Origin of the sequence: Paraburkholderia sp. GAS199 (genome assembly GCF_050436585.1) — a bacterium.
Lineage (GTDB): Bacteria > Pseudomonadota > Gammaproteobacteria > Burkholderiales > Burkholderiaceae > Paraburkholderia.
On the sequence record NZ_JBNDMM010000003.1, the window covers coordinates 196,580 to 214,543 of the forward strand.

General features: G+C 63.3%; 14 protein-coding genes. 7 read left to right on the forward strand and 7 right to left on the reverse strand.

The features are described from left to right. Positions 1-40 precede the first annotated feature (40 nt). The 7 genes from P3T18_RS12550 to P3T18_RS12580 all read right to left on the reverse strand — a co-directional run bounded on the left by P3T18_RS12550 (position 41) and on the right by P3T18_RS12580 (position 8,111). Complete coding sequence (locus P3T18_RS12550; protein ID WP_429300250.1) at positions 41-1,666, reverse strand: OprD family outer membrane porin; 1,626 nt, start codon at positions 1,664-1,666, stop codon at positions 41-43. Positions 1,667-1,829: 163 nt separating this feature from the next. Further along, positions 1,830-2,885: an ABC transporter ATP-binding protein gene (locus P3T18_RS12555; protein ID WP_429300251.1), complete on the reverse strand. Its 1,056-nt coding sequence runs from the start codon at positions 2,883-2,885 to the stop codon at positions 1,830-1,832. Further along, a complete protein-coding gene (locus tag P3T18_RS12560) occupies positions 2,882-3,877 on the reverse strand; it encodes an ABC transporter ATP-binding protein (RefSeq protein ID WP_429300252.1) in 996 nt (331 codons plus the stop codon). Before P3T18_RS12560 ends, P3T18_RS12555 begins: the two co-directional genes overlap by 4 nt. A 1-nt stretch (position 3,878) precedes the next feature. After that, a complete protein-coding gene (locus P3T18_RS12565; RefSeq protein ID WP_429300253.1) occupies positions 3,879-4,793 on the reverse strand; it encodes an ABC transporter permease in 915 nt (304 codons plus the stop codon). 3 nt (positions 4,794-4,796) lie between these two features. Further along, positions 4,797-5,735, reverse strand: coding sequence for an ABC transporter permease subunit (locus tag P3T18_RS12570; protein WP_429300254.1), 939 nt, complete (start codon positions 5,733-5,735; stop codon positions 4,797-4,799). Positions 5,736-5,751: 16 nt separating this feature from the next. Next, the gene (locus tag P3T18_RS12575; RefSeq protein ID WP_429300255.1) at positions 5,752-7,368 is read right to left on the reverse strand and encodes a peptide ABC transporter substrate-binding protein; all 1,617 of its coding nucleotides are present in this window, start codon (positions 7,366-7,368) and stop codon (positions 5,752-5,754) included. Between the two features lie 170 nt (positions 7,369-7,538). Beyond that, the gene (locus P3T18_RS12580; protein WP_429300256.1) at positions 7,539-8,111 is read right to left on the reverse strand and encodes a cupin domain-containing protein; all 573 of its coding nucleotides are present in this window, start codon (positions 8,109-8,111) and stop codon (positions 7,539-7,541) included. A gap of 965 nt (positions 8,112-9,076) precedes the next feature. On the opposite strand from P3T18_RS12580, the gene P3T18_RS12585 reads away from it, so the two are divergent. The 7 genes from P3T18_RS12585 to P3T18_RS12615 all read left to right on the forward strand — a co-directional run bounded on the left by P3T18_RS12585 (position 9,077) and on the right by P3T18_RS12615 (position 17,767). Then, a complete protein-coding gene (locus P3T18_RS12585) occupies positions 9,077-10,618 on the forward strand; it encodes a peptide MFS transporter (RefSeq protein WP_429300257.1) in 1,542 nt (513 codons plus the stop codon). A 216-nt stretch (positions 10,619-10,834) separates the two neighbouring features. After that, a complete protein-coding gene (locus P3T18_RS12590) occupies positions 10,835-12,313 on the forward strand; it encodes a PLP-dependent aminotransferase family protein (protein ID WP_429300258.1) in 1,479 nt (492 codons plus the stop codon). Positions 12,314-12,621: 308 nt separating this feature from the next. Continuing rightward, positions 12,622-13,074, forward strand: coding sequence for an HU family DNA-binding protein (locus P3T18_RS12595; protein WP_007177969.1), 453 nt, complete (start codon positions 12,622-12,624; stop codon positions 13,072-13,074). 337 nt (positions 13,075-13,411) lie between these two features. Further along, entirely contained in the window at positions 13,412-14,821 is a 1,410-nt protein-coding gene (locus P3T18_RS12600) for a circularly permuted type 2 ATP-grasp protein (protein ID WP_154562910.1), read from the forward strand. A gap of 169 nt (positions 14,822-14,990) precedes the next feature. Continuing rightward, positions 14,991-15,941 (forward strand): alpha-E domain-containing protein, encoded by a 951-nt coding sequence (locus P3T18_RS12605; protein WP_429300259.1) that lies wholly within the window; start codon positions 14,991-14,993, stop codon positions 15,939-15,941. 13 nt (positions 15,942-15,954) lie between these two features. Next, entirely contained in the window at positions 15,955-16,755 is an 801-nt protein-coding gene (locus P3T18_RS12610; RefSeq protein WP_429300260.1) for a transglutaminase family protein, read from the forward strand. Between the two features lie 139 nt (positions 16,756-16,894). Continuing rightward, positions 16,895-17,767, forward strand: coding sequence for a peptidase (locus P3T18_RS12615; protein ID WP_429300261.1), 873 nt, complete (start codon positions 16,895-16,897; stop codon positions 17,765-17,767). Positions 17,768-17,964: the final 197 nt, after the last annotated feature.

Below are 17,964 nucleotides of genomic sequence, written 5' to 3' on the forward strand. Positions count from 1 at the left end.
ACGCGGCGCCTTTTTCATGCTCGAAGCCTGAGCCGCCGGTTTAGAACACCTTGATCGGGACGTTCACGACCAGCCGGTATTCCATGTTGTTGCCGTCGGAATAGAAGTTCGAGCCGTTGTGCCACATGGCGATGAACGTGATCTTCGTATCCTTGTAGCGGCCGCTTTGCAGCACGTAGCTTGGAATGAAGCCGAACTCGTGATGGTGGCCGTGCACCGGTTCGCCGTTCTTCCAGTAAAGGTTGTGCAGCGGCGACGAGGACGAAGCGTTCTCCTCTGCGCCCGCCGATGCGTCCGCGCCCCAACCGTATTCGCCCCAGAACATCGCTTTCAGACCTGGCACGCCCGCGTATTTTCCGTCGAACGTATAGCGCAGTTGCAGCGATTGCTCGTGCGGCGCGTTGTAGTCCACGTCCATCGAGTTGGTCAGGTAGATGCCATTGGTCTCGTTCACGTAATCGAAGAACTGGTCGCCCAGCACCTGCTGATAGCCGAGCAGGAGTGCATGCGGACCGTGCTGCGCGGAAACCGAAAGACTGTACGCGTTGCTGTTGATGTGACCTTGCCTGGACGCGCCGGTGTCGTGCGTCGAATAGATGTTGGCGAGACCGCTCCATTTGATCGTGGTGGGGTCGCCGAACGACTGCGCCACCGAGCCGTAGTACTGACGCCAGACGTCGTCGGCCTGATCGACGTAGAGCGCCATTTCGCCGTTTTTGGCGTAATGCCACGTGCCGCCGAGATAGGTCAGGCGATCGATGCGCGTGCCGCCATACGAGGTCGTGAGGTTCGTGAGGTTGGTGTGGCCGCGCGCGTCCACCTTCGTGAAGCTACCCGCTTCGAGCGTGGTGTACACGAGATCGTTGCTGACCATCGAAACGCCGAGGAAGGTCGGCGGCAAGGCGCGATTGTCGTGCGGTTCGAGAAACGGATTGGTGACGGTTTGCAGGCCGTATTTCACCACCGTTTCCGAAATGCGTCCCTTGATGTCGTACATGCCGGGATAGGCCCACGCGAGCTGGTTCGACCCGCCGCCGTCCTTGCCCACGTGCACCATGTTGCTCGCGCCGTTGCCGCCGTCGAGTTTGAGCGCGGCGAATAGCGAGGCATCCACGCCGAAGCCGACCAGTCCTTGCGTATAGCCTGATTCGTAATTGACCTGCGCGCCCTGAATCCATGCGTGACGATAGGTTGAGGGCGGCGCCTGAAAATAATCGGAGTAGTTGCGCAATTGCAGATTCAAATGACTGTCCGCGATAAAACCCTTGCTCGCGCTCTGGCTCGAAGGCGGGCTCGGCGGCGTGACTGTCTGATTGGCTTCGGCGTTCACGAGCACGTTGGTGGTGTCGGGCTGGTCGTTACGCGGCGTGCCGCCGCTGTCGGCGCGGCGCTTGTCGGCCGGTGCGGCCTGCGCAAACTGGGGTGCCGGCGTCATTGGGGCCGCTTGCGAGCCTTGCGAGGGAGACGACAACGTTTGCGCGAGCGTTTGACCTGTTGGCGAGGTCTGGCTCGTTGACGTGCCGGACGCATTCGCGATGGGCTGCGTCACGCTGTCGTCGGCGTAAGCACTCGCGGAGGCGGTCAGTACAGGAAGGGTCAGCGCGGCATAAAAGAAGGTGGCGGATGTCGTTTTTTTTGTCCGCTTTTTTGATCGGTTATCTTTCATTGAGTGTCTCTGGTTATTGTGGTGAATCTTTGGCCGGCTTTTAGCCGGTCCATACGTATCGTTCGTCCTGCTAATGACAGGGCGAACGCATCCATCGGCGCGGCGGCCTGCCGCGCCGGGGAATACGGTTTCAGCCTGATCGGCTGTGATTAATTTTTAATGCTCAGCGTGCTTCGTGACCAACGGTTCCGGCAGCGTCCGCGACGCGAATGCAAGCCACGCGCGTCGCGCTTTTGCCGTGCGTGACAGGCTGCGGCACTTCGGTGGCGCAGGCGTCGATCGCGTCCGGGCAACGGGTGCGAAACGCGCAGCCGGACGGCGGATTGAGCGGCGAAGCAATTTCGCCGCGTAGCAGCAGATGACGGCGCGCTCGCTCGATTGCAGGGTCGGGCAGCGGCACGGCGGACAGCAGCGCGCGCGTATAAGGATGACGCGGCTCGCCATACACTTCGCGCTTCTCGCCGAACTCCATGACACGCCCCAGATACATCACCAGCACGCGATGGCTGATCGCTTTCACGACCGCGAGATCGTGCGCCACGAACAGCAGCGACAGCGACAACTCGCGTTGCAAATCGCGCAGCAGATTGACGATCTGTGCCTGAATGGAAACGTCGAGCGCGGAAACCGGCTCGTCGCAGATCACCAGTTGCGGCTCGCCGATCAGCGCACGCGCAATGCCCACGCGCTGACACTGGCCGCCTGAAAATTCGTGCGGATAACGGCGCAGATGTTGCGCATTGAGACCCACGCGTTCGAGCATGGTCAGCACGCGCCGCTGCACGTCGGCGCGCGCCACGTCCTGCCCGTACGTAGTTAGCGGCTCGGCCACGATCTGTTCGATCGTCATGCGCGGATCGAGCGACGCGAGCGGGTCCTGAAAAATCATCTGGACGTCGCGGCGCAAACGCGAGGTGTCGCGTCGCGTGGCCTTGCCGTCGGCCAGCACGGTTTCGTTGCCGAGCCAGCGCACGCTGCCGCTCGCCACCGGCGCGAGTCCGATGATCGCGCGCGCCAGGGTGGATTTGCCGCAGCCGGATTCGCCGACCAGCCCCACGGTTTCGCCGCGCCGCACGTTGAACGACACGCCGTCCACCGCGCGCAACGTGGCCTTGCCGGACCACGGAAAGCCGCCGCGCGGCACGCCGAACTGCACCTTCAGGTTCTCGACGGAGAGCAGCGTGGCCGCTTGAGCGCCTTGAGTCGTAGCGGTGGTCATACGTGTTGTACCTCCAGGATTTCCGCCACCGGGCGATGACACGCGCGCAAGGCGTCGGCCCGCTCGGGCAGCGCGACCAGAGCCGGACGCGCTTCGCGGCAGCGCTCCACGCTGAACGCACAGCGCGGCGCAAAGGCGCAACCCGCACCGACTTCGCCGGGCAGCGGCGGATTGCCGGGAATGGTTTGCAGCGGACGGTCGTCTTCGTCGGAGAGTCGGGGCAGGGCGTTCAGCAGGCCGATGGTGTAGGGATGCGTGGGCGCGGCGAACAGCGCTTCGGCGCTGGCCTGCTCGACTGTCTGTCCCGCGTACATCACCATCACGTCGTCGCACAGGCCGGCAACCACGCCCATGTCGTGCGTGATCAGGATGATCGCCGTGCCGCGCTCGCGATTGAGTTCGCGCAGCAACTCGATGATCTGCGCCTGCACGGTGACGTCGAGCGCGGTGGTCGGTTCGTCGGCGATCAGGATTTCCGGCTCCGACAGCAGCGCCATTGCGATCATCACGCGTTGCCGCATGCCGCCGGAGAATTCGTGCGGATACATATTGATGCGGCGCGCGGCGTCGGGAATGCGCACCGTTTCCAGCGTGTCGATTGCGCGTCGGCGCGCTTCGCGGCGCGACATCCTGCGATGCAGTTGCAGCGTCTCGGTCATCTGCCGTTCGATCGTCAGGAACGGATTGAGCGAGGTCATCGGGTCCTGAAAGATCATGCCGATGCGGTCGCCGCGAATCCGGTTCAATGCCGCTTCGTTCAGGGTCAGTAGGTTTTCGCCGCGATAGTTCGCCTCGCCGGACACCTTGCCGTTGCCGGCCAGCAAACCGAGCAGCGCCATCACGGTCTGGCTTTTGCCCGACCCCGATTCGCCGACAATGCCGAGGGTGCGGCCCGCTTCGAGCGAAAACGACACGCGCTGCACGGCGTCGACCGGAACGCCTTCACGGCGCGTAAAACGCACGCTGAGATCTTTGACTTCGAGTAGCGGCATGTCAGCGGTCCTTCGGATCGAATGCGTCGCGCAGACCGTCGCCGACGAAATTCACGCAATACAAAGTGACGCACAGCATCACCGCCGGGCACAGCAGCAGCCACGGCATCGATTCGAGTTTCTGCGCGCCGTCCTGAATCAGCACGCCCCAGCTCGTCATGGGTTCCTGCACGCCCAGCCCGAGGAAGGACAGCACCGATTCGGTCAGCACGATGTTCGGCACGGTGACGCTCGCGTACACCACCACCACGCCGAACAGATTCGGCACGATGTGGCGCGCGATGATCGAGCGCGACGTGACGCCGATCGCCCTTGCGGCGTCGATGAACTCACGCGAACGCAGCGACAGCGTCTGGCCGCGCACCACGCGCGCCATGTCGAGCCACGAAAACGCGCTGATGGTGAGCACCACCAGATAGAACGCGCGGCCGAACATCGTCATCATGAGGATCGCGATCAGCATGTACGGGATCGCGTACATCATGTCCACGATGCGCATCATCACGGCATCCACGCGTCCGCCGAGATAGCCGGCCGTCGCGCCGTACGCCACGCCGATCAGCCCGGAGACGAGCGTGCCGAGCAGGCCGACTTCGAGCGACACGCGCCCGCCTTGCAAGGTACGCGCGAGCAGGTCGCGGCCGAGTTCGTCGGTGCCGAACCAGTGCATGTTGGCGAGCGTCGGCGCGAGGCTGATGGCGCTCCAGTCGCTGTCGATCGGATTGTTCGGCAGCAGCCACGGGCCGGCTACGCAGGCGATCACGATCAGCAGCAACACGGCGAAGCCGGCGAAAGCCGCGCGATTGCGCACGAAACGCAGCGCGGCGGTGGCGAGCGGGCCGCGCGAGCGCGGTGCGCGGGCGATGGCCGAGAGCGGATCGAGCGCCGCGACCGTCGGTTGAATGGAGCGGGGCATGGTTCAGTACCGGATGCGCGGATCGAGCCAGGCGTACGCCAGATCGACCAGCAGATTGAACAGTACGGCGACGGCGGTGGTCAGCACGACCAGGCCGAGCACGAGGGTGTAGTCGCGGTTGATCGCGCCGTTGACCACCAGCTGGCCGAGGCCCGGCAGCGCGAAAACCGACTCCGTGACCACCGCTGCGGTGATCGAGGAAATGCAGATCGAGCCGAGCAGCGACACCACCGGCATCATGGCGGGCTTGAGCGCATGGCGCAGCACGATGGTGCGGCCCGGCAGCCCCTTCGCGCGCGCCGTGCGGATGAAATTGCCCGACAGTACTTCGATCATGCTGCCGCGCATCACGCGTGCGATGGCAGCCACGTTGATGAAGGTGAGCAGCACGATCGGCAACACGCGATAACGCCATTCGCCTTCGCCCCAGCCGCCTGCCGGCAGCCAGCCATGTCCCTCGGAGGTTTTCAGGAGGATCGCGAAGACCCACACCAGCACCGGGCCGAGCACGAACGGCGGCACCACGTTGCCGATATTGCCGAGCACCATCACCGCGTGATCCACGAAACGGTCACGCCGGACCGCCGCGAGCGTGCCGAGCGTCACGCCGATTACGAGCGCGATCGGCACCGAGACGCCGCCTACGCCGAGACTCACCGGCAGCGCTTTCCATACGAGGTCGTTGACCGACCAGTCGGCGTAGCGGAACGACGGACCGAGGTCGCCGTGCAGCAGCGAGCCGAGATAGTGGAGATACTGGAGCCACAGCGGTTCGTCGAGGTGATACTTCGCGTTGAGGTTCGCGAGCACGGCCGACGACAGTTGCTTCTCGGTGTCGAACGGGCCGCCTGGAGTGAGATGCAGCAGCAGATAGCACGCGGTGATCACGGCGAGTATCGTCGGGATCGCCCAGAGCGTGCGGCGCAGCGTATAGGCCAGCATGACGGTGCTCCCGCGCTCAGTGCTTGATCAGATACATGTCTTGCGTGGCACGCTGGTCGACGTAATTGGTCGACGTGTAGCCGCCCACGTACGGCTTCACCAGACGGTCCGCGGAATACTGGAACAGCGGCACCATCGGGTAGTCGCCCATCGCCGTGTCGTGCGCCTGGGTGAGCAGCGCGGTGCGTTTGGCGTCGTCGAGTTGCAGGTTGGCCTGATCGACGAGCTTGTCCACCTGCGGATTGCAGTAGCGCTGATCGTTCTGCACGCTGTTGCAGCGGATCAGGTCGAAGTACGACATGGCGTCGTTGTAGTCGACGAACCAGCCGTCGCGCGAAGCCTGTACCTTGCCATCGTGGCGTTGCTTGAGCAGCACCTTGTATTCGACGTTTTCGAGTTTGACGTTCACGCCGAGCTTGGTGCGCCATTCCGAGGTGGCAAACAGCGCAACCTTCTTGTGCAGGTCGTTCGTGTTGTAAGTGAGCGTGAAGGTGAGCGGCTTCGCGTCCGAGTAGCCGGCGCTCTTCAGCAGATTGCGCGCGTAGTCGATCCGCTTGGGCATCGGCCACGTCGCCCAGTCGGGCTTGAAGACGGCCGCGCCTTGCGTGCCTTTGGCGATCAGGCCGTACATGGGCAACTCGCCGTCCGCCGTGAGACGCGAGGTCAGCAGATCGCGGTCGAGCACCATGGAAAGCGCCTGACGCACGCGTTTGTCCTTGAAGCTCGCGTCTTCGTTATTCAGGCTGTAGTAGTACGTGGCAATCTGCAGACCGGTTTTCAGTTCGGGACCGAACTGCTTGCTCACCTGCGCATAGATGCCCGACGGAATCGAATACGTGTAGTCGAACTGGCCCGCCTGATACATGCGCATGGCCGTTTCGTCGTTTTCGATCGGCAGGTAGGTCACTTTGGTGATCACCACCTTGCCCGCGTTCCAGTACGTGCTGCTTTTCGTGCCGACCAGACGATTGCTTGGCTGCCAGTCGGCGAGCGCATACGGCCCGTTGCCGACGAAATTGCCGGGGCGCGTCCAGTCGCCGCCGAACTTCTCGATGGTCGCGCGATTCACGGGCGCCATGGTGGGCATGGCGGCCAGTTGCGGGAAGAAGGCCGCGGGCACTTCCGTCGTCACCTCGATCGTGTACGGGTCCGGCGCGCGCACGCCGAGGCTCGACAGCGGCGCCTTGCCGGCGAGAATCGCCTTGGCGTTCTTCACGAATTCGACCAGTACCGTGTATTTCGAACCCGTCTTCGGATCGAGCACGCGCTGCCAGGCGTATACGAAATCGGCGGCCGTGACCGGCTGGCCGTTGCTCCAGCGCGCGTCGTGGCGCAGCTTGAAGACCCACGTATCCGGACCGGTGCGCGTCCACGATTGCGCGACACCCGGCACCACGGCGCCGGCGGCGTCGATGCGCGTCAGACCTTCGAACAGGTCGAGCGCGATCGTATTGCCGGTCCACGATTCGATATGCGCGGGGTCGAGCGACTCGGTTTCGGCCGGCACCTGACGGGTGATTTCCTGGCTGGCTGCAAGTGTGACGCCCGCCGGTACGTTGACGGCGAATGCGGAAGTGGCAAACGTGAGGACGAGCGCGGCCAGCGCCGTCGAATAGACGAACGGGGTTTTCATCGGTTGAGATCGCAGGGAAAGGTCGAGAAAGAACGCGACGGCGCTAGTGCGCCTGTTTAGCTGCGTTGCCCGGGCCGGGGCGGCCCTTGTTGCTTGTCCGACATGCAGGATTCCTTACATTGCGTAATGCAGGCAATCCTGGCCGGATCAACCGGAAAGATGCCTGCTCTTTAAAACAGCCGCGGTGTGCCCACCCAGACGACCACCGACTCCACGCGAGCGGTGTTCACCCAGCTGTGCGGCACCGTCGATTCGTAATGCGCGCTGTCTCCCGCGTGCAGCACGAACGTCTTGCCTTCGAGTGTCAACGACACTTCGCCGTCGATCACATAAACAAACTCTTCACCGGCATGCGTGGTGACTTCGGAGCGCTTCTGCCCGGGCGGCATCCTCACGAGGATCGCTTCGAGCTGACGGCCGCCCGTCAGATTGGTCAGCCGTGCAAACAGATTGGCTGAATCCGCAAAGCCGAAAAACTTCAACTGATCGCCGCGGCTCACGCAGCGTTCTTCGCTGGGTGTGTCGACGAAATACTGCACCGTCACGCCGAGTGCGTTGGCAATCCCGGCCAACGACGTGATGGACGGTGACGCCAGGCCCCGTTCGACTTGCGACAGGAACGGCTTGGAAATACCCGCCGCGGTTGCCGTGTCGTCGAGCGTGCGCTTGAGCCGCTGACGCAACGCGCGGATCTTGCTGCCGAGTTCGAGTGCCGGGTTGTTGTTTTGAATTGTCGTGACCATAGCAGGAGGAAATTAGCCCGTCAAAATTTGTTTGATATAAGTAAATATGGTTTGATCGCGACCTCGACCGGCCCGGCGGCCTAGTCGGCGCTCGGTCATGCAGGAGATCGTTTTTCGAGACAACGCTCTATGTTGCCAGAAGCGGTACGGCCTCTACCCGTTTTGAATGAACGCGCGGGCTGACCGTCAGTGGATTGCATGAGAATCCGCAGCAGGAGCAGGACCGTGCGGATCATGCGCATTGAATATGCGAGGAGATTAAAGGCATGACATCAAAGACTATTTTTGTCGGCGTGCGATGACTAGACAAAGGCGGCTGCCGTGTAACGGCCTGTCATCTGCGTGCGGCTCAGTGAATTCCCTGAGTGACGCGGGCGGCGTCTGTTCGCACAATCGGCCCCCTTTGCGGTACCACACACCTGCAACGATGCCAGGTGTGCGGCGGCTGCCCGTTACCCATCCGCGCGCGGCGATCCCGCGCAGCGGAGCATCGTCCGGCGCATTCCACCCGAATGACAGCCGGCATGAGGACATGACTATCACTGCCGAACTTCTGCGTCGCGGGCCCGAGGCCCGTCATCCGGCGCATCCGCACTTTGCCGGCCGCCGGCATGCCGTTTCACGCGATGCTTTATCATTGAGCCCGTCGTTGCGTCCACCCGCGTCCGCCCGCGTTCAAAGCGGGCCCGACGCTACGTGGCATCCGTCAGGCGTACGCGCATCGCGGCGCCGCGCGCAACATGGCGCTCATCCCTCTCCTGGCTGTTTCGCTGCTTCCCGCTGGTCCTGTCTGGTCGTGCGTTGCCGTGGCGGTTCGCGGGCAGGCGCGACCTGTCGCGCGCCGGAGTGCGCATAGGGCGTCGCGCAAGACATCGCATGGTCCGCCGGCCATCATTCCAGACTCGTTTTTTCGCCTCGCGTGCCGGCTCACGCGTCGCCGTAACCGTTTGAACAAGAGGTACACGATGAATTCATCCCACCCACCCGCCGCACCCGTTTCGCAGACACGCTCGTTTTCGACGGTCTTCCTGATCGAGATGTGGGAGCGTTTCGGCTACTACGGGATGGCCGCGCTGCTCGTGCTGTTCATGATCGACAAGCTGCATTTCGCCGACAGCCACGCCACCCTCACGTGGGGCGCTTTTACGGCGCTGGTGTATGCGTCGCCGTCGATCGGCGGCTGGATCGGCGACAAGATTCTCGGCGCGCGCCGCACGATGATTTTCGGCGCCGTCGTGCTGGCCGCCGGCTATCTGATGCTGGCTTTGCCCAACGACCAGTTGAACTATATGTACGCGTCGCTCGGCGTGATCGTGGTGGGCAACGGCCTGTTCAAGGCGAACGCCGCGAATCTGGTGCGCCGCATTTACGAGGGCGACGACGCGCGCATCGACAGCGCGTTCACGATCTATTACATGGCGGTGAACATCGGCTCGACGGTGTCGATGCTCGCCACGCCCTGGATCAAGGACCACTGGGGCTGGCATACGGCATTCGCTGTCTGCTGCGCGGGCATGCTGCTGTCGGTGCTGAATTACTTCGTGATGTTTCGCACGCTCGCGCATATCGGCTCCGCGCCGGACGCCGAACCGGTACGCTGGAAGCGCGTCGGCGCGGTTGCGCTGGGCGGCGTCGTGCTCGGCACGGCAACCATGTTCGTGCTGCAGCACAAGGCCATTGCCGTGGCGTGCGTCTACACGGCGGGCGTCGCGATCCTGGCGATCTTCGGCTACATGCTGATGAAGTGCGAGCGCTCCGAGCGCTCGGGTCTGGTCGCCGCGCTCATTCTGACGGCGCAGGTGATCCTGTTTTTCGTGTTCTACGTGCAGATGTCCACGTCGCTCACGCTGTTCGCGCTGCGCAATGTCGATCCGCGATTCACGCTGTTCGGGCAGACGCTCTTCACGTGGAGCGCGGCGCAATTCCAGGCGCTCAATCCGATCTGGATCATGCTGCTGAGCCCGCTGCTGGCGCTGCTCTACACCAGGCTCGCGAAAAGCGGTAAGGACGTGCCGGTCGCCGTGAAATATGCGTTCGGCTTCGCGGTGGTGGCCGCCGGCTTCTTCGTCTACGCGATGAGCGGCAAGTACGCGGTGAACGGACGTGTGTCGTCGTGGTTCATGGTGGGCGGCTACGGTTTGTACTCGCTCGGCGAACTGCTGGTGAGCGGCCTCGGTCTCGCGATGATCGCGCGCTACGTGCCCGCGCGCATGAGCGGTTTCATGATGGGCGCGTACTTCGTGGCAACCGGTGTGTCGCAATATCTGGGCAGCGTGGTCGCGAATTTTGCGCAAATGCCGGCCGGCGACCTCGACCCGCTCGAATCGCTGCCGCTGTATACGAAGCTGTTTACCGGCCTCGGCTGGCTGGCCGCAGTCGGCGCGCTCGTCGCCGTGCTGCTGTTGCCGCTGATGCGCAAGCTCTCGCGCGAACATCAGCGTTGCAGCGACGAAGCGCGTGAAAACGCGCAACAGGCGCGTGCCGCCCTGAACGTCGCGACGAAGTGAAAGACCGCGACGTAACGCTCTGACCCGGAGCGAAAATCTCAGGGTAACAACGCAGGACAGTCCAGAAAATGGCGCGCCGCATCGCATGCGGCGCGCCATTTTTTTCGTGGTCATTGCGCGGGTGATGCGTGAATCGCACCGGCCGGGTTAAGCTCACGATTTTGACCGGCCTCCGTGGCTCAGGCGCCCTGGAAGAGCGAAGGTAACCACTCGATCATGGACATCCATATTGCCGTCGAAGGCCGTCACGATCTGGCCGGCCAGATCTATCGGCAATTGCGCGCCGGGATTCTGGAAGGGCGTCTTGCCGGCGGCACGCGCTTGCCGTCCACGCGCGACCTCGCCACGCAGCTCGGCGTCTCGCGCAAGACCACGCTCGACGTATTCGAGCGGCTGCTTTCCGAAGGCTATCTGAATGCCCGCGCCGGATCCGGCACCTTCGTCGCCGACGGACTCGAACGTCTGCCGTCCGAACGCTCGCCGCACGTACGCGAAGCCGAGTCGGCGCGCGAGCGTCCGAAGACGAGGTCGAATGCCGCGGCGCGCGCCCAGCCTCTGTGGGAACAGATGCCCGCCACCTTGCCGCTGCCGCGTCCGCTGGCAAGCTCGACCCAGGATTTCGTCGGCGGCGTGACCGACAAGGCGCAGTTTCCGTTCGACGTCTGGCGCCGCTGCGTGAACCACGCGCTGCGCACGCAGGCGCGCGGACGCGGTGTCTATCGCGATGCCGCCGGCGAGCAGGAATTGCGTCTGGCGATCTCGCGTTACCTGGCGTTCAATCGCGCGGTGGCGAGCAACTGGGAAGACGTGTTCGTCACGCAGGGCGCGCAGCATGCGCTCGATCTGGTCGCGCGCGTCACCTTGCGCAGCGGCGACATCGCCGCGATCGAAGACCCCGGTTATCCGCCCGCGCATGCCTGTTTTACGGCAGCCGGCGCGCGCGTGGTGCCGGTGCCGGTTGATGCCGAAGGGCTGGTCGTGAGCAAACTGCCGGACAAGGCGCGGCTCGTCTACGTGACACCGTCGCATCAGTTTCCGCTCGGCATGCCGATGAGTCTGGAGCGTCGCGTGGAGTTGCTCGAATGGGCGCAGAAGCGCGGCGCCGTCATCATAGAAGACGATTACGACTGCGAGTACCGCTTCGAAGGCCGGCCGATGGAGCCGCTCAAAAGCCTCGATCGCGCCGGGCTCGTCGCGTATGTCGGCACCTTTTCGAAAACGATTTTTCCGGAGCTGCGGGTGGGTTACGTGGTGCCGCCCGCGTCGCTGCTGGTTCCGGTTTTCAAGGCTCGCCAGATCGCCGACTGGCACGGTTGCACGCTCACGCAAACCGCGCTCGCCAGCTTCATGCTCAACGGCGACTTCGCCAAGCATCTGCGGCGCATGCACAAGCTCTACGCGGCGCGCCGGGCGATGCTGCTCGACCATCTTCAGGGCGCACTCGCGCCGTGGTTCGAGCCGATCGTGCCGACTGCCGGCATCCACATGGCGGCGCACCTGAGCGCGCCGTTGACCGAAGCGGCCGTGGTCGACGCCGCGCAGCAGGCGTCGATTGGTCTATACGGCCTCGCGCCGTTTCATCAGCGCGTGAAGGCGCGGCCGGGACTGATGTTCGGTTACGGCTGCATTTCGATCGACGAGATCGACACCGCACTCACCAGGCTGGCGGCGATTCTGCCGCGTCTCGCGCGCTGACCACGAGACTTTCGCGACCACCCCGACGATCGCGCGCGGCCAAAAGTGCCTTTATTCATGCATCGAAACGACTTGTAACGTGCGTTACGTGTCGGTGCGAAAGCAGCGGCGCGGACGCTTCGACACGCGTTTACCCGCTAAAACAAGCATCAAAATGTGTTGCGCAGTCTGCGCCGCGCAACAAACCTTGGCCGTTATACACAAAAGAGTCGCACGAATCGCATTTGCGCTTGTAGAATCCGGCGTTGAAGCGTGCACATACGGTGTGCGCTTCTTGCAATTCACTGACCACAACAGGTAGGAGAAACATGCCGACTTCCGCAAAAAAGGTGGCCAAGAAGGCTGCTGCCCCGGTACCGACCAAGAAGGTTGCTGCAAAGAAAGTTCCTGCGAAGAAAGCCGTCGCAGCTAAGAAGGTCGCCGTGAAGGCGTCCAGCGCTCCGTCGCCGATCAAGGACACCTTCACGAAGGCCTCGCTGGCTGCACACGTCGCTGAACGTGCTGCTGTGGAACCGAAGACCGCCAAGGCCGTTCTGGCCGCGCTCGAAGACACGATCCTCGGCGCTGTGCACAAGAAGGGCGCTGGCGAATTCACGCTGTCGGGTCTTCTGAAGATCGTCGTGCAAGCAGTGCCGGCGAAGAAGAAGCGCTTCGGCAAAGACCCGTTCTCGGGCGAAGAGCGTTGGTTCCCGGCCAAGCCGGCTAGCGTGCGCATCAAGGCACGTCCGCTGAAGAAGCTGAAAGACGCTGCAGCAGGCTGATCGTTGCGAGCGTAGGCAATGAGGCGCGGGCGGCGATATCGATTGCAGCCCGTTCCCACCGGCCGCGCTTCGCTGGTCTGCAATGCATGTTGTGCGAATCCCCGTGGATGAGAATCCACGGGGATTTTTTTATGCGCGTTTGCACCGTACTGGCGCATCGTGATCCGCCGCAGTACGATGGCAACGAGGCCGTGCCGGTCGGGATGCGCTGTTCGCGTGCATGAGGGCTTCATACCACGCGAAAAAGCGTAATGGCATAGCGCTTGCTTAATTGATTGTCGAACACCGAATGCGCAGCGCATTCGCCTTCTATCCGACAAAAAGAGCGGGGCGTGACATGCGATGCTATGACGAGATGCGTCATCATGACGATGCCGTGCGGCCACACTATGCTCGCTTCGAGCGGTGGCTGGTCAAGCAGGGTAACGAGGCCATTGCGCGCAAGCGTGCCGAGGCCGACCTGCTGTTTCGCCGGGTCGGCATTACCTTTGCGGTGAACGGCGATCTGTCCGGCACCGAGCGGCTGATTCCCTTCGACCTGATTCCGCGCATCATTCCGCGCAGCGAATGGCAGACCCTCGAAGCGGGTTTGCGTCAGCGAGTCCAGGCGCTCAACCTGTTCATCCACGACGTCTATCACGATCGCAATATCGTGCGTGCCGGCATCGTGCCCGCCGAACAGGTCTATACCAACGCGCAATACCGGCCTGAAATGCAGGGCGTGAATGTGCCGCTCGGTGTTTACGCGCACATTGCCGGCGTCGACGTGGTGCGCGCCGGCGACGAGGGCGAGTTCTACGTGCTCGAAGACAACCTGCGGGTTCCGTCGGGTGTCTCGTACATGCTCGAAAACCGCAAGATGATGATGCGGCTTTTCCCCGAGCTGTTCGTGCAGAACCGCATTGCGCCGGTCGCGCATTATCCCGATCTGCTGCTCGATACCTTGCGCTCGGTGGCGCCCGAAGGTGTCGATGATCCGGTCGTGGTGGTGCTCACGCCCGGCATGTACAACTCGGCGTATTTCGAGCACACCTTCCTCGCGCAGCAGATGGGCGTCGAACTGGTGGAAGGCAAGGATCTTTTCGTCGACGACAACTACGTGTTCATGCGTACCACGCAAGGACCGAAACGCGTGGACGTGATCTATCGCCGCGTCGACGACGACTTCCTCGACCCGCTCGCTTTCCGCAACGATTCGGCGCTCGGCGTGCCGGGTCTGCTGACCGCGTATCGCGCCGGCCGCGTCGCGCTCGCGAATGCCATGGGCACCGGTATCGCCGACGACAAATCGATCTATCCGTACGTGCCGGAAATGATCGAGTTCTATCTCGGCGAGAAGCCGATTCTGAACAACGTGCCCACGTTCCAGTGCCGCAAGCCCGACGACCTCGCCTACACGCTCGCGCATCTGCCCGAGCTGGTGGTGAAGGAAGTGCACGGCGCGGGCGGCTACGGCATGCTGGTCGGGCCGGCTTCGACGAAGGCCGAAATCGAATCGTTCCGCGAGCGCCTGATCGCGCGTCCCGCGGGTTATATCGCGCAGCCCACGCTGGCGCTGTCGGCGTGTCCCACTTTCGTGGAATCCGGCATCGCGCCGCGCCATATCGACTTGCGACCCTTCGTGCTGTCCGGCAAGAGCGTCACGATGTGCGCGGGCGGACTCACGCGCGTGGCGTTGCAGGAAGGCTCGCTCGTCGTCAATTCGTCGCAGGGAGGCGGCACCAAGGATACGTGGATGGTCGACTGACGCGGTTGCAGCGCGCCACGGCGTTCGACGAAGAACGCGCAGGCGCCGATGCAACCCGACAAGCCGGCGAAGTAGTTTGTACGCCGCCGGCGCACACGGATAACCAGCGCGGGTCCCTCCACTTACGGAGTTTTCAGGAACCTCGCGTCATCAGATACGGAACGCCGTCATGCTAAGCCGCACCGCCGATCACCTCTTCTGGATGGCCCGCTACATGGAGCGCGCGGAGAACACCGCTCGCATGCTCGATATCAATCTGAAGGCGCTGCTGCTGCCGCAGACGCCCGAACAGGAGGCGCGCGCGCAACGCTCGGTGCTGCGCATCTCCGAACTCGAAACCGCATTTGCGCAGCGCTACGACGAACCCACGCGCGAACACGTGCTCGATTTCATGGTGGCCGATTCGACCAACCCGTCGAGTATTCATTCGTGTCTGCAGGCTGCGCGCGAAAATGCGCGCGCCGTGCGCGGCACCTTGACCACCGAGTGGTGGGAAACCATCAACGATACCTGGCTCGAATTCAACGAGCGGACGGCCGCGGGGCAGCTCACCGCGAATCCGGACGAACTGTTCGAATGGGTCAAGTTCCGCTCGCACCTTTCTCGCGGCGTGACGATCGGCACCGCCTTGCAGGACGACGCGTTTTTCTTCACGCAGCTCGGCACGTATCTGGAACGCGCCGACAACACCGCGCGGATTCTCGACGTGCGTTTCGCGGACGTCGAGCCGAACTCGCGCGACGCCGCGCGTCAACTCGAAGACTTCTACTACTGGACGTCGATTCTCAGTTCGGTGTCGGCGCTGGAAATCTATCGCAAGGTCTATCGCGACGTCGTGACGCCGGCTCGCGTGGTCGAACTGATGATCCTGAACCAGCAGATGCCGCGCTCGCTGCTCGCCTCGCTCGAAGGCGTCTGCGCGAACCTGGCGATGCTGCGCACCTCGGGTTCGAACCAGTGCGAACGGTTTGCCGGCAAGCTGCGCGCCGAACTCGTGTACTCCGACATCCGGCAGATTTTCGAAGCCGGCCTGCACGCCTATCTGACACAGTTCCTGGCTCGCGTGTTCGAGCTCGGCAATCTGGTTGCGCGTACCTATCTGATGCTGCCAGTCGCCTGACGGAGTTCTTTATATGTATCTGACGATCCGCCACGACACGTCCTATCGCTACGAAGCGACGGTCCACTATTCGATCCAGCAATTGCGTCTGACGCCGGCGAGCAACGCCGCGCAGGTGGTGCGCCGCTGGAGCATCGATGCGCCCGGCAAGCTCGACGCCACCTTCGACGCCTACGGCAACGTGCTGCACACACTCGTCATCAACAAGCCGCACGGCGAAATCCGGCTGCACGTGGGCGGTGAAGTGGACACCATTCCGCTGCAGGACGGTTATCTGGCCGAAGGCGTCGGGCCGATTCCGCTCGAGCATTTCACCTGCACCACGCGTCTCACCGAAGTCGATCCGGCGATCCGCGAACTGGCCGAATCGGTGCCGGTGCTGAGCAACTCGGCGGGTTTGATCGCGCTGTCCGAGGCGATCGTGCAGCGCGTGAAATACAACCCCGGCGTCACCGAAGTGACCAGCACCGCCGCGCAGGCGCTCGCGCTCGGCAACGGTGTGTGTCAGGACCACGCGCACTTGATGCTGGCCTGCTGCCGCGCGCGCGGCATTCCGGCGCGCTATGTGAGCGGTTATATCGAGCCGGGCGACGTGCCGCACGCGGCCAGCCACGCCTGGGTCGATGTCTGGCTCGAAGGCAAGGGCTGGATTTCCATCGACGTGACGCACGCCGCGTTTGCCAGCGAAATCTACTGCCGCCTCGCGGTCGCGCGCGACTACGAAGCCGCCGCGCCGGTGCGCGGACGCCGCATCGGCGGGCTCGAAGAACAGCTGAAGGTGTCGGTCACGGTGAGCGCGCAGTTGTCGCAGTAGCCGTGGGCCGCAATGCCGCTATCGGCGTCAACCCGCATCGCTATTCAGTTTGTGCCCGCAACAGCCGTAATATGCGGTAAAGGCGCATGCAGACGGCATTACAATGGCGCGGTTAAGTGGTTTTTTGCGGGTACCTGTTATGACTTACTGCGTTGCGATGGCCGTCGACGAAGGTCTCGTGTTCCTCTCGGACACGCGCACCAATGCGGGCGTCGATCACATCAGCACGGCGCGCAAGATGTCGGTGTTCGAGCAGCCGGGCGAGCGCATGCTCGTGCTGCTGGGCGCGGGCAATCTGTCGCTCACGCAAGCCGTGCTGCACGAACTGTCCGAGCCGACCGATCCCTCGCTGCCCACGCTCTGGAACGCGCCCACCATGGCCGACGCCGCGCGCGTCATCGGCCGTGCGGTGCGCGCGGTACATCAGCGCGAAGCCGAGGCCTTGCAGGAATTCGGCGTCGACTTCAATTGCAGCTTCATTCTCGGCGGTCAGATTGCCGGCAACCGCTCGCGGCTGTTCATGATCTACGCGGCGGGCAATTTCATCGAAGCGTCGGCCGTGAATCCGTATTTCCAGATCGGCGAGGCGAAGTACGGCAAGCCGATCATCGACCGCGTGCTGACGCCGTCCACGCCGCTTGACGAGGCCGCCAAGTGCGCGCTGATCTCGATGGACTCGACGCTGCGCTCGAACCTCTCCGTGGGTCTGCCGCTCGACCTGCTGGTCTACGAGAAAGATTCGCTGCGGGTCACGCGTTTCGTTTCGATCGATCACGACAATGCCTACTTCGAGATGATCCACCGCACGTGGGGCGAGCGGCTGCGTCAGGTGTTCGGCGAGATTCCCGATCCGGACTGGCAGCAGTCGCCCGAAGTGCCGTTGTTGCAGCGCGAACGGGCGCTGGTGCTGCACCGCGCCCCGGTGGGCGCCGACGGCATCGAGCATGATATCGACGCGAAGCCTGCGCAGACGCTCGCGCAGTCGGAGAGAGGCAAGACGCAGCGCCGCTAGGCGCCTGCGAGGGGTGCCGTGTGACACCACGCACCCACGCAGCCGCATGAGTCGCACCAAGGTCGTCAGAAGCCCGTTGCAGGGCGTGCTGGTGGCCTTTTTCTTTGGGCGCGCGGTTTGATCTGAGCGGCGGACGGAACCGCGCTCGCGAATGACGCGGCCACACGCAAAATCACAGGACGAAAAAAAACCAGCCA

Excerpts from the sequence above, each read along its gene's own strand:
- P3T18_RS12565 (WP_429300253.1), bottom strand. The coding sequence starts at position 4,793 with ATGCCCCGCTCCATTCAACCGACGGTCGCGGCGCTCGATCCGCTCTCG.
- P3T18_RS12585 (WP_429300257.1), top strand. The coding sequence starts at position 9,077 with ATGAATTCATCCCACCCACCCGCCGCACCCGTTTCGCAGACACGCTCG.
- P3T18_RS12555 (WP_429300251.1), bottom strand. The coding sequence starts at position 2,885 with ATGACCACCGCTACGACTCAAGGCGCTCAAGCGGCCACGCTGCTCTCC.
- P3T18_RS12580 (WP_429300256.1), bottom strand. The coding sequence starts at position 8,111 with ATGGTCACGACAATTCAAAACAACAACCCGGCACTCGAACTCGGCAGC.
- P3T18_RS12590 (WP_429300258.1), top strand. The coding sequence starts at position 10,835 with ATGGACATCCATATTGCCGTCGAAGGCCGTCACGATCTGGCCGGCCAG.
- P3T18_RS12605 (WP_429300259.1), top strand. The coding sequence starts at position 14,991 with ATGCTAAGCCGCACCGCCGATCACCTCTTCTGGATGGCCCGCTACATG.
- P3T18_RS12560 (WP_429300252.1), bottom strand. The coding sequence starts at position 3,877 with ATGCCGCTACTCGAAGTCAAAGATCTCAGCGTGCGTTTTACGCGCCGT.
- P3T18_RS12575 (WP_429300255.1), bottom strand. The coding sequence starts at position 7,368 with ATGAAAACCCCGTTCGTCTATTCGACGGCGCTGGCCGCGCTCGTCCTC.
- P3T18_RS12570 (WP_429300254.1), bottom strand. The coding sequence starts at position 5,735 with ATGCTGGCCTATACGCTGCGCCGCACGCTCTGGGCGATCCCGACGATA.
- P3T18_RS12610 (WP_429300260.1), top strand. The coding sequence starts at position 15,955 with ATGTATCTGACGATCCGCCACGACACGTCCTATCGCTACGAAGCGACG.
- P3T18_RS12600 (WP_154562910.1), top strand. The coding sequence starts at position 13,412 with ATGCGATGCTATGACGAGATGCGTCATCATGACGATGCCGTGCGGCCA.
- P3T18_RS12550 (WP_429300250.1), bottom strand. The coding sequence starts at position 1,666 with ATGAAAGATAACCGATCAAAAAAGCGGACAAAAAAAACGACATCCGCC.
- P3T18_RS12595 (WP_007177969.1), top strand. The coding sequence starts at position 12,622 with ATGCCGACTTCCGCAAAAAAGGTGGCCAAGAAGGCTGCTGCCCCGGTA.
- P3T18_RS12615 (WP_429300261.1), top strand. The coding sequence starts at position 16,895 with ATGACTTACTGCGTTGCGATGGCCGTCGACGAAGGTCTCGTGTTCCTC.